The organism is Rummeliibacillus pycnus, from assembly GCF_050459865.1.
Classification (GTDB): domain Bacteria; phylum Bacillota; class Bacilli; order Bacillales_A; family Planococcaceae; genus Rummeliibacillus; species Rummeliibacillus pycnus_B.
Window position 1 is genome coordinate 21,015 of sequence record NZ_JBCMNM010000107.1, and the last position, 11,831, is coordinate 32,845.

The 11,831-nt window shown below is 33.3% G+C and carries 10 protein-coding genes; 2 read left to right on the forward strand and 8 right to left on the reverse strand.

Translation table 11 applies throughout. The annotated features are described in order from the left end of the window. Window positions 1-51: 51 nt before the first annotated feature. Window positions 52-1,194, reverse strand: a complete 1,143-nt coding sequence (locus tag ABE048_RS18915; protein WP_430312836.1) for a cation:proton antiporter — start codon at window positions 1,192-1,194, stop codon at window positions 52-54. Window positions 1,195-1,943: 749 nt separating this feature from the next. On the opposite strand from ABE048_RS18915, the gene ABE048_RS18920 reads away from it, so the two are divergent. Beyond that, the gene (locus tag ABE048_RS18920) at window positions 1,944-2,315 is read left to right on the forward strand and encodes a MerR family transcriptional regulator (RefSeq protein WP_430312838.1); all 372 of its coding nucleotides are present in this window, start codon (window positions 1,944-1,946) and stop codon (window positions 2,313-2,315) included. 151 nt (window positions 2,316-2,466) lie between these two features. Here the strand turns inward: ABE048_RS18920 and ABE048_RS18925 are convergent, their stop codons facing one another. From ABE048_RS18925 to ABE048_RS18940, 4 genes are all read right to left on the reverse strand, one after another. Beyond that, window positions 2,467-3,513, reverse strand: a complete 1,047-nt coding sequence (locus ABE048_RS18925) for a DUF2332 domain-containing protein (RefSeq protein WP_430312839.1) — start codon at window positions 3,511-3,513, stop codon at window positions 2,467-2,469. A gap of 283 nt (window positions 3,514-3,796) precedes the next feature. Then, entirely contained in the window at window positions 3,797-4,345 is a 549-nt protein-coding gene (locus ABE048_RS18930) for a DJ-1/PfpI family protein (protein WP_430312840.1), read from the reverse strand. Between the two features lie 461 nt (window positions 4,346-4,806). Continuing rightward, complete coding sequence (locus ABE048_RS18935; RefSeq protein ID WP_430312842.1) at window positions 4,807-5,997, reverse strand: hypothetical protein; 1,191 nt, start codon at window positions 5,995-5,997, stop codon at window positions 4,807-4,809. 112 nt (window positions 5,998-6,109) lie between these two features. Continuing rightward, window positions 6,110-6,673: a GNAT family N-acetyltransferase gene (locus tag ABE048_RS18940; protein WP_430312844.1), complete on the reverse strand. Its 564-nt coding sequence runs from the start codon at window positions 6,671-6,673 to the stop codon at window positions 6,110-6,112. Between the two features lie 282 nt (window positions 6,674-6,955). Here ABE048_RS18940 and ABE048_RS18945 point away from each other — a divergent pair, with 282 nt between their 5' ends. Then, window positions 6,956-7,162 (forward strand): hypothetical protein, encoded by a 207-nt coding sequence (locus ABE048_RS18945; RefSeq protein ID WP_430312845.1) that lies wholly within the window; start codon window positions 6,956-6,958, stop codon window positions 7,160-7,162. Window positions 7,163-7,874: 712 nt separating this feature from the next. Here ABE048_RS18945 and ABE048_RS18950 read toward each other — a convergent pair. From ABE048_RS18950 to ABE048_RS18960, 3 genes are read right to left on the reverse strand one after another with little or no spacing between them, the layout of a single operon-like run. Then, on the reverse strand, window positions 7,875-9,002 hold the full coding sequence (locus ABE048_RS18950; protein ID WP_430312846.1) for a conserved virulence factor C family protein: 1,128 nt from the start codon (window positions 9,000-9,002) through the stop codon (window positions 7,875-7,877). Window positions 9,003-9,020: 18 nt separating this feature from the next. Beyond that, complete coding sequence (locus ABE048_RS18955; RefSeq protein WP_430312847.1) at window positions 9,021-10,910, reverse strand: ABC-F family ATP-binding cassette domain-containing protein; 1,890 nt, start codon at window positions 10,908-10,910, stop codon at window positions 9,021-9,023. Beyond that, entirely contained in the window at window positions 10,907-11,536 is a 630-nt protein-coding gene (locus ABE048_RS18960; protein ID WP_430312848.1) for an HD domain-containing protein, read from the reverse strand. Before ABE048_RS18960 ends, ABE048_RS18955 begins: the two co-directional genes overlap by 4 nt. Window positions 11,537-11,831: the final 295 nt, after the last annotated feature.

Below are 11,831 nucleotides of genomic sequence, written 5' to 3' on the forward strand. Positions count from 1 at the left end.
GTCAGCTGCTGAATGAAATGTCTAACTTATTGGATACACTTCATTTTCATTTTATACTTCTGTAGCTTTTTTACCAAAAATCACCTTCAATAGTGGTGGTGTCACAATTGTTGTTATAACAACAACTATAATCATCGATGTGTAATATTCAACTGGTAATAATTTATTATCAAGCCCCATAGCAGCAATGATTAGAGCTACTTCGCCACGAGAAATCATGCCCGCGCCAATCCCCATTGATGACTTCGTGTGAAAGCCTGATATCCGAGCTCCGAGCCCAGAACCAATGAATTTTGAAAGGATTGCAATTAGTGAAAAGACAACAATCATTCCTAATTGATCCCCTATCCCTTTAAATGACACTGATAACCCAATACTAACAAAGAATATCGGAACGAAAATACCATAAGCAACTGGTTCGATCTTACTCTCAATATTCTTTTTAAAACTTGTTTGAGAAATAGCAATCCCTGCAACAAACGCACCAATAATTCCTGCTATACCAAAATACTCCGCAAAATAAGCAAACCCAAAACAAATGATTAAAGCGCCACTTAACAAAGTTTCAGTTACTTTAAACTTCGAGAACATTTTCAAGAATATAGGGACTAACCATTTGGAAGCTAAAATAATAATGACAAAGAAAAGAATTTTCTTCCCAATTAACATTGAAATACTCACTTCTGAACCAGCAAAGAAGCTCATCGCAACTGCTAATAATACAACTACGATAATATCATCTAATACAGCCGCTCCAAGTAAAGTTGCACCTTCTTTACTATTCAACCATCCCAGCTCTCGCAATGTTTGTACGGAAATACTTACAGATGTTGCGGATAATAATAATCCAATGAAAATCGCTTCATTTGTAGACAATCCAAAATAAATAGATCCAAAATACCCCATTACAATCGGCACAATAATCCCACCAACCGCAACAAGTAACGCAGCTTTTTTATTTCGATTTAAGTCTTCCAAATTCGTCTCAAGACCTGCTAAAAACATTAGCAATAGCACACCAATATCACTGAAAGCCTTAAGTACTTCAGTATCATGTACCCATCCAAGAATTGCTGGTCCTAAAACAATACCAACAATTATTTTCCCTAGAACAGATGGTTGACCAAGCCTCACACTTATGTGACCTGCAATTTTTGTTGCAAATAATATAATTACAATTTGAAGAATAAACAAATCATTGCCTCCCTTAATATTTATTAGTTTAACCAGCGTTGGCGATTTTTACATAAGTTCCTGTTAAATTTGAAATTGTAAGTGGAACAGGATTTGTTCCACTTTCCCCTCTATCCATTAACAAAAAGCACATAAAAAAACACATGGCGGTGCCAGATTGACTGACTCCACCATGTGTTACGTTCAAATATTTGATTTAAATTTATACTACAATATATTTTTTGATTTGTAAAATGATATCTACTTAACTATCATTAAATCACTGAGACTTTAGAAGGTATTCTTAAAAAGAATCCAAATATTGAAATAGGATCAAGCAATTTCTCACCCTTCCCTTTTCTGCTTTCATATATTAATCGTTTGAGTTATGGAAAAAGTTACAACTAACTAAAATAACTTTTGGGTTTAACACTTGCCAAAACGGTCCAATTATGTAAAAATAAGAACAAACGTTCCTTTTGTTTTGTTTAATCTAAGTGGGTAATATTCAATCAAAAGCTGATTATATCGTTCTTTTCTAAAACTATTATTTTTTAAATATTCCGTATTGTGGAATACATACTTTATTTGGTATATTTATATTTGGTAATTTCACATCTTTAAAGAAAAAAGAATATCTAAAAAGAAAATATTGTAAATTAATTAAAGTTCATCTTTTAATTAAAAATACACTCTAGCTTAAATTACTTGATTATTCCGAATGTTTTAATGAGAATCTACTATTTTTTTAAAGCGAGGAAGAAGAAGAAATGCAAATAGCAGAATTTATAGAAAAGGTTCAAACTTCAAAAGACACAATCAGGTACTATGAGGAATTCAACTTAATTGATCCAATTAAGAAAGGCAACAAACGGGTTTACACTGAAAAGGATATTTATGACTTTTATATTATTAGAGAAATGGAAGCTTTAGGACTTACTATAAAAGAAATTCAAACAATATTTCACATAAAACGTTCCATGGGTTTTCATTCACCTACTCTGCTTCAAGGTACTAAAGATAGATTATATGCATCTATTATGAAAATCGAAAAAGCAGAAAGGGACTTGTCAACACGCAAAATGAAGCTATTTACTCTTATATCGAAATTAGAGGAAATAGCAAAGGTAGATAATCAATAATCTCTAAATGCAACTTTGGCAATTCTCATTTATATCATCTTTGAATCTTTCTTTATATATACTAATAATCGTAAATAGCTGTTCAACATTATGTTTGTCAAACAGCTACTTTTTTAAGTTTATTCCATTAGAAGATATTCATTTTAATTTTCTACTGTGTTTTGATAGCGTCTTTAATTAACCATTTGAACCATCTACCATGTCCCTCTGTTTCTGCAATAGTTTGTTTATGTGCTACACCATTTACATAAGAATCAAGATGTAAAAATCGATCTTGGATATTATTATAGATATGAAACACATCCCTATTCTTTCCAATTGCTTCTATTGTAGTTAATAAAGATTCTTTCGTTTCTTTTGGCATTTGATTCGCCACATGTGTATGAAAAATACAAACTGTATTTTCCATAGGCACATTGTTAACATACTCGTTCAATAACTCAACTCCATCCCCTTCAATTAACTGAACGGAGTTATTTTTCAAATAATGAGCGGCTTTTTCAAACATGTTCAATCTTTCTTTATGCTCTGGCCATATTAATGATTTTAACCATAAGTATTCTTCCTCATTTTGTAAATCAATCGTATTTAAATCAATACCTATTCTTGTTGTCACAAATGGTGAAGTCTTCGAAAAATATGGTATGTTGTCACCGATTATTTCTGAAGTAATATGGAGTTTGGAGTCTAGGTTACCTACGACTTCATCAGTGTTATAAGAATAAGAATATTGATCCCACAGTAGTTGTAAACCCGCACTAGTTCCAATTTCAATAAGTGCTAATGGTTTTTTCGTTTTTTCATTTATACAGCTAAAAACTGGATATAGGTATGCACATCTACGTACTTCATTTGTTTGAACAAGTTTATTTTCTAAAAGATGACGAATTGCTTCTTTATGTATCAAGCAAAAATCCTTAAAATCATCAAATGCCTCGTAAGGATTTTGTGGATTCGAAACTAGACTAGGATAAAAATTTTTTAATTGATGTTCATTCATCTTTAGCAATAGATAATGCACAGCACCAAATAGCAGATTAGGAATGGGTTGTCCATTTCGAGCAGTCATACATAATTCCAAGATCTCTTCATCTTTCGAAATTTTTAACGCCAAGTATTCATACAACTCACTCGAATTCTTGCATTCCCTTTCAGCAAAATTCGTAAATAGTTGAGATATTATTTCTTTGTTATACATAGAATCCCTCCAATTTATTCGCCTCAACTATTACTTCGCTATTTCCCAACTTATTCCTTTTTAATCCATAAAGAAAATTACTTTCACTTATCATGTGTATGAATCGCTTCTGTTACCTCCCCTTTATTGTTCATAGCTTTAAAATTTAGCAATATACTCTTTATTAACTCCGTTTCAAATATTAATATTTAATTTTGTAACTGCTAATATAGTGAAATAATATGTATTTTCGTGAAAACATACAAATTTTAAGCCCTGATCTCAATAATCAGGGCTTCCATCGTTATAATTTTTTCAAAAATTCTTTCATCAATCCTGGTAAATCAGGCCATGCATGACCACTAACAAGATTTCCTTCTGTATGAAGATGCTCTTCAATGTAAGTGCCGCCTGCAACTTGTACTTCTGGTTTGCATGCAATATAGGCAGTCAGCTCACGTCCTTTGATTACATCAGGGATTACCGCAAAGATTTGAGCAGCATGGCAAACAGCTGCGATTGGCTTATTTGCTTCGAAGAAATGACTCACAATACCTGGAATATATTCATTTAGGCGAATATACTCTGGTGCACGACCACCTGGGATAATCAACCCATCATACTCTTCTGGATTAATTTCTTCGAAACTAGCATTTGCTTCCAATCCATATCCAGGTTTTTCTGTATACGTATCTACACCATCGATAAAATCATGAACAACTGTTTGAATTTTTTTCACACTTGGAGCAGCAATCGTTACATCGAAACCTTCTTCAAGACAGCGATAATATGGATAATACACTTCCAAAGCCTCTACTGCGTCCCCAGTTAAAATTAAAATTTTCTTTGTCATTTTGTCATCCCTCCATCAAAATAACTTACGATAATAGAATTAGATATATGCATACAAAATCCTTTATCAGGTGGTATTAAAAAATGGCAGTTTTTTGAACTATCGATAAAATATTGAATGATTAAGAGTGATTTATTATTAAAAATGCATTCATATTTCCTTGAGCGATGTTAGTTCAATTAGATTCATTCACAGACCTACGTGAAGTTTTATGCATGATGTGGAATTAGCTTCGCTTTCCGCGGGCGAACTGACGAGCCTCCTCGCTACGCAGTGAGGAGGAGGCTTGATGTTTGACCGCGGAAAGCGCCTGTCTGTAGCGAAACAACCAAATCTGAATAGTTAAAAGTTAAATGGTAAAATGCTCGTATTTTGACTCAATTTAGAAGATAGTAAGATCTCACAAGCTATTTTTATCGTAAATATAAAAAAACAGCTAGCATTAAAACTAGCTGATTAGATTAATCATTTAATATTTCTAAACTTGTTAAAAAGTAATTCTTATCATCCATTGGTAAAATAGCTTCGAGATTTTGAATCTCTTGTTTTTCTATCATATTTTTAGAAGATAAATCATATGTTTCTAAGAAAAATTCCCGGTCTTTATTCGAATAAATATGATAAATTTGGTTATTTTTAAATGTTATTTGCTCGAAATGACTATTACCTTTTGGTTCATAATGGAGTTGCAATGTTTTTTTAATATCGCCCGTTTCATCATTATATTCAAAAACCTCTCCCAATCCATTTACATAGTAGAAACGACCATCATTTACATAAGCCGAATCATTAAAACTAAATGGTAAAGCATTTGACACCTGATTTTCTGTGCGATACTTGATAAAGGGTTTTGTCTTTATTTTTTTTGTTTCACGATTTACAATCACTAATTCTAAATCTTCCTTATCTTCAGCTTGATAATTAGTCATTAGAAAATAGAAATTGTGATTATCTGAAACAACTGGCGTTAACGCATCTAAATTTTCAGCATTGTCTAAAGGTAGATCTTGTATCTTTTTTGTTTTAGCTTTCTTTTTTAGATGTACCTCTTGTAACGCAAACTCTCCTGTTAATAAATCTTGCGTTAACACAATAACACGATCTGATAATTGCCCAACAGATGATACAAAATAAGGAACCTGAGAAATATGAATGCCTTCTTCCCCACCATAACGAATGACCGTTTTATAGTCATGTTTTGTACTAAAACCAGTATTGTAAAGGCTGTAAAATTGTTTCGTTTTCGGAAGGTATCCAGTTTGTATTCCACGAAATTCTTCTGATGGCATGTCATATGTATTTAGCTTATTACCAAGTAGCATGAGTCGATTCGATTCTTCAATAAATAATTCATGCTTATTAAAATAAGTACTACCATTTTCCATACCAGATAATTTTAACCCTCGAGCATTCCCCTTTTTATCAATAAAAATCACCTGGCTATTGCCTTTTCCTTTTTGCAATACTTCTGTTGTAGAAGATGCATAAAGGACAGCCTGTTGCTGTATTAAAAAATTTTGCTGCTTTAAATCACTATTTGTCAGAGCTGATTCATTTAATTTTGATGCTTTTTTATAATTATTAAATGCAAATATACCAATTATTAGAAGAATAATTATTGTAACTAAAAAAACCATCTTTTTTACCTTCATTGTATCCCCCATAAATTCACATCATTCAATATTATTTACATCACTAGTTTACCATATATTCTCAAGGGGTTTTATCTAAAAATAAAAACCGATTCCACTTAAAAGAATCGGTCTAGCTAACAGCAGCGTTTTGATAATACCAATTTAAAAAATCTACCTTTCGTACAACATTTAGCACACAAGGTGTTCGTTCTTGTTGCTCTAATTTCTTCCATTCACTATAAAATTGACGTTCTACATGTAGTGTCATATATGGGAGTTTTGCTTGAGCTTTTTGGGAACGAATATTTTCTAAACGGGCTCCTGCAAAAACATAATTTAAATGTAATCTTTCAAAAGCAATCTTGAACATTTCCATTTTGGCCATTTGATTGTAACCTTTTCCCCAATAAGGGCGCGCTAACCATGTACCAATATGGCATAATTTTTGCTCTTCATCTATTCCTTTTAATGAAATAACACCAATCAATTGATTTTTTTCATCGAATATCATTCTGGAAAGCTGTTGGCCTAATCGTTCTTCTAATTGCATCAGTCGAATAAAATTTCTTGTACCTGCAACAGAACATTGTTCATCAGTCATTCCAAGTGCAGTACGAACTTCTGGAACACTTGTCAGTATAGACATTTCTTCTGCATATTTAACATCATGAGGGACTAAATGAATACGTACCATTTTAAAAACCTCCCTGAAGTAATATTTCTTTTATGGTTGCTCGTATCTCGACTATTATGTGCTATTTTCGAACACTCAAACCATTTTTGATCGAATTGCTATCATTATAGACATAAAATAGACACATTTTCAAATGTTTGATATGAAATATAATAAACCCTTTACAATCGCATATTTTGATTAACTCAATATTAAATAATTTGAAAATTCATACAAAAAGAAGGTTTACGATTATTAAATATAGAAATAATAGTGATACGAAAGCATAAGGAGATGTTGAGAGTGAAGGATTTAAATACGGCTATTTTTCTTTTGGTAATAGGCATAGTTTTGTTGGCTTCAGGAATAATTGCACCGATTTATAGTATTGAAGTCCGTTGGTTACTAGGGATATTAAGTGTTGCATCCTTTTACACTAGTTATGCTATGTATTCTGTTAGAGATAGACATCAAGGAGAAAACATAATTCGTTCATACAATGTTGATTGATCCATCTTCCATCTTTACAACCACTCGAAAATTCATAATTATTGCCCCGAGGGCCATTGTCTCACGAGTGATACTCTTTAACATTCTTGTCCAAAACGGGCGCGTTCGCCATTTTCAGAAAAAACATCTTGTAGTCATAAACACTACAAGATGTTCACTTTCAAAGATATATTAAAATTATATATTCTCAAATTGAACTAGATGAATATCCAATTGATTTGATGTATCAAAATATAATTGAATTTCCATTAATATAGGGTACTGTTGTTTCACATTCACACATTAATGCTGGAATATTAAAAATATCAGCATGTCTGTTGATTGTTTGATAGCTATGCGAAATATGGACATTTTTCTTAATTCAATTATAAATTTCGCAAATCATTATGACTCTCCTAACTCAATATAATCTAATTTTAACATTTTCACTCAAGTTATTTTAAATACTAAATACCTATAATGATATTATTATATTAATACTTTATACTTAATGTCAATTAAATAATAAGGCAAATGCTTTTAATTTCGTGAAATGGTTTGTTCCCGCACAATAGAGCGGTGTGTCAGCACATGCACTTTTCTATTTCATAAAAGTATCTATATATAAAAATGGGTAAGGAATTATTGATTATTCCTTACCCATTTTTTAGATTTTATTCTACATTTAAAGCATTTCAAGATATCAACTTAGTGAAGTTTCACTTTATACATTCTAATTTTTCTCTTTTGCCGCTGCACGTGCTTCAGTCATTTGTTTCCAAACAGAGCCCATCGCTTCTTCGCCTTGTGAAATACGAGCAATCGCCATTTTAACTTGTAATTTCACTTCGAATTCTGGATCATTACTTGACTCTTCTAGTGCATCCAAAGAAGCTTCCGTTCCAACTTCATATAAAAACATAGCTGCACGCCAACGAACAAGTTTGTTGCGATCCTTTAATGCTTCCATCATAGCAGGCTCAAATTCCACAAAACCTAAATCACTAATGCAATCACCTGCAGTTCGGCGAACAGATGCACTTTTTTCTTGTAACGCTTGAACTAAGCTTGGAACAACTACTTTATCTTCAATCATGCCAAGATATACAGTTGCAAGTCGGCGAATGGACATTTTTTCATCTGATAACGCCTTTTGTAGTAACGGCAGATCGTCAATATCAGGGTCCGCCATTTGATCAAGTAATTGAAAGCGAAATTCCCAATTATCTACATCAAACTCTTGAAGAGAAATTTTTCGTTTATTTTGTGTAACCATTGCTTTTTGTGCTTGGCTTGCTGAAATTAGTTCCGCTATTCGGTTATCCGGGAATGCCGCTTCTAATTCATCCACCATATTTTGCCCAATATCTTCTTTTTCACCATATCGAACTCCATAATCAACCCATTTACGTTGTAGAATATAATTTTCATCTGCTTGCATTGCTTGGTTGAAAGCATCGATAAAGCGTTTGTTTAAACCAAACCGTTGTTCTAACGTGCTATCAAAAACTTTCACCTGAAGCGGAATACCCTTGAACATTTGGACATGTACATACACTTCACCGTAGTGCTCGTCTACTTGCTCTCCTGATGAAATTTCATTTTGTTCGCCAAATGCATTGCGCACCGCAGCTAAAATATTTTCCCAATCGTATTTTGAAACTCGTTCAACTGCTAAAAAATCTGCAACATGATAGACACCTTTGACACCTTCAATCGCTAATATATCTTGAATTTCTTTTGGTGCTTCTTCTTTATTTTGGTCATTGTAATTATTTGCAGTACCAAATGGTAACTCTTGATCAAGTATTACTTTCATCGTATTGGGACTTGGAGTTGGTTCAATTGTTACGATTTTCATCATGTATCCACCCTTTCATTAACCATTCACGATATCTTGTAAATATTCCCATCGCCCAATCAGGTGTTCATACTGCTCATTTAATTTTTCTAATTCTGCAGTTAAATTTTGCAATAAAGTAAAATCTGATCCTGCACCTGAAATACCTTCTTCGGCAAGCATGATTGCTTCTTCAATTTTAGCAATATCCTTTTCAATCGTTTCCCATTCTTTTTGTTCTTTAAAGGATAGTTTTTTCTTTTGTTCTTTCACTTTTGTTTCTTTAGGCTTTTCTATTTTTATTTCTTTTACTTGCGATATAGATTGTGCATGTGATTGTTTTACAAGATAATCACTATAAATTTCCAAACTTTCGCCTATACCGCCTTGGCCATCCAATACCCATAGTTTCTTGGCAATACGATCGAGGAAGAAACGGTCATGTGAAATCGTCACAACAACACCTGGAAATTGTTCGATGAAATCTTCTAAAACAGAAAGTGTTTCAATATCTAAATCATTTGTTGGTTCATCTAGTAATAATACATTTGGCTGTTCCATTAATAATTTTAGTAAGAATAGACGTTTTCTTTCTCCACCGGATAACTTGCCAATTGGAGTCCCATGAGTATGTAATGGGAATAAAAAACGTTCTAACATGGAAGCAGCAGAATGATGTTCTCCTGTAGAATCTTCAATATCGTTTGCTGTTTCACGAATGTATTCGATCATCCTTTGATTTAAATTCATCTCAGGAAGGTGTTGCGTAAAATGTGCGATTCGAACAGTTGAACCTACTTCAATTACGCCTTTGTCAGGTTGAATATCTCCTACCAGCATGTTCAATAGTGTACTTTTCCCTGCGCCATTCGCTCCAATTATTCCGATTCTGTCCCCTTGTTGTAGAAGGAAAGAGAATTGTTCAATTAGATGTTTATCTTGATAACCTTTTGAAATGCCCTGAGCCTCAATAACTTTTTTTCCTAATCTAGAAGTAGCTAACCCAAGTTCAAGGTTCGTATCATCTGATTTGTGTTCAAGATTTTCTGATAGTTCTTCAAAACGTTGGATACGAGCTTTTTGTTTGGTTGATCGTGCTTGTGCACCTCGACGAATCCATTTTAACTCTGAACGATAACGGTTACGCATTTTGGCTTGAGTTGCTACTTGCATTTCTTCCCGTATTGCTTTTGATTCTAAGTATGCCGCATAATTTCCGGTATGCTTGAACAATGTTTGATTAGCAATCTCATAGATATGTGTTGATACCGCATCAAGGAAGTAACGGTCATGCGTGATAAATATAACTGCTCCTTTTAATCGTAAAATCATCTCTTGCAACCATTCCGTTGATTGAACATCCAGATGGTTGGTAGGTTCATCTAACAAATATAAATCTGCCGGTTCAATCAACACTTTTGCTAAAGCAACACGTTTTTGCTGTCCACCTGAAAGATTGACAACATGTTCATCAAACATTTCAATGCCTAGCTTAGTTAACGCTGTTTTTGCCAAAGCATTGACATCCCATGCTTGTTGTTGATCCATTTGTTGTTGTAGTCTGAAAAGCTGCTCCTGTAATGAGGTGGATTCTGGATTATGGCTAAGTAAAGCAACAGTTTCTTCATATTGACGATTTAACTTAAGTATTGGAGAATCTCCTGTAAATACAGCTTGTAATACAGTTTCTCCAGGTGAAAATACTGGATTTTGTGGTAAGTACGCTACACGAAATTTATTAGGATGATCTAAATCAATCGTGTCTGCTTCTAATTCTCCTGATAAAATCGCCATTAATGTAGATTTCCCTGTACCATTAATACCAATTAGCCCAGCTCTTTCACCTTCTACGATAGTAAATTCGATATTTTCAAATAGCGTTTTATCGCCTACTGTTTTCGTACAATTCGAAACAATTAAATGACTCATAGTTCCCCTTCTCTTTCTAGCTTCAGTTGTTGTAAAAAGTCTACCATAAATTGATGGCGGCCTTCAGCCATTTGCTTTCCTTTTGGAGTGGTCATTAAATCTTTTAACAAAAGAAGCTTTTCATAAAAATGTGTGACAGAGGCGGTTTCTTTTTTGCGATATTCCTCCTCAGTCATTTGATATCTTATTTCTTCATCAACGTCATATAATTTACGTCCTTTCGCACCACCGAATGCAAAGGTTCTAGCGATTCCTACTGCACCAATCGCATCAAGTCGATCCGCATCTCGTACAATCTTCGCTTCAATTGACTTAGCTTCCAGCTCATTTCCTCCACGAAATGATACTGAGGCAATAATATCTTGGATTTGTTGAATTTCCGCTTGTGTTAATTCAAGTTGTTGAAGAATAGAAACTTCATTTTCTTTCCCAGTTGTATATTTAGGATCACTCACATCATGTAATAGAACGGCTAATTGGACTAATTCTGCATTAGCTGTTGGTTCTGTTTCTGCTATTGTTTTTGCATTCATCATGACACGCTCGATATGCTGAAAATCATGACTTGCGTCAAATTGATCGTAAATAGATTTCACTAGTTGTTCGCAATGTTTAACTCTTTGCATATTAATATAACTCCTTTTCTTGCAAGGTAATTCTATTATACCGATAAATCAATAATCATAGTGCATGGATGATTTAAAACGCTAAAAAAGACTATTACCAGTATAAAAATTACGATGGAAATAGTCATTTTAAATATGCCAATTTAACTTTACTTTGTACATTTATAGTCGAACAAAGATTTTGCTTATCATCGGCGTTGGGAAGAAACCGTTCTCTTCCCGTGAAGAAGCTACAAAAAAAGTTTAGTAACACAAATATCTATAGTATATATTCGCTATGAAGTGGAATTAGCTC

Excerpts from the sequence above, each read along its gene's own strand:
- ABE048_RS18920 (WP_430312838.1), top strand. The coding sequence starts at position 1,944 with ATGCAAATAGCAGAATTTATAGAAAAGGTTCAAACTTCAAAAGACACA.
- ABE048_RS18925 (WP_430312839.1), bottom strand. The coding sequence starts at position 3,513 with ATGTATAACAAAGAAATAATATCTCAACTATTTACGAATTTTGCTGAA.
- ABE048_RS18930 (WP_430312840.1), bottom strand. The coding sequence starts at position 4,345 with ATGACAAAGAAAATTTTAATTTTAACTGGGGACGCAGTAGAGGCTTTG.
- ABE048_RS18935 (WP_430312842.1), bottom strand. The coding sequence starts at position 5,997 with ATGAAGGTAAAAAAGATGGTTTTTTTAGTTACAATAATTATTCTTCTA.
- ABE048_RS18940 (WP_430312844.1), bottom strand. The coding sequence starts at position 6,673 with ATGGTACGTATTCATTTAGTCCCTCATGATGTTAAATATGCAGAAGAA.
- ABE048_RS18950 (WP_430312846.1), bottom strand. The coding sequence starts at position 9,002 with ATGAAAATCGTAACAATTGAACCAACTCCAAGTCCCAATACGATGAAA.
- ABE048_RS18955 (WP_430312847.1), bottom strand. The coding sequence starts at position 10,910 with ATGAGTCATTTAATTGTTTCGAATTGTACGAAAACAGTAGGCGATAAA.
- ABE048_RS18960 (WP_430312848.1), bottom strand. The coding sequence starts at position 11,536 with ATGCAAAGAGTTAAACATTGCGAACAACTAGTGAAATCTATTTACGAT.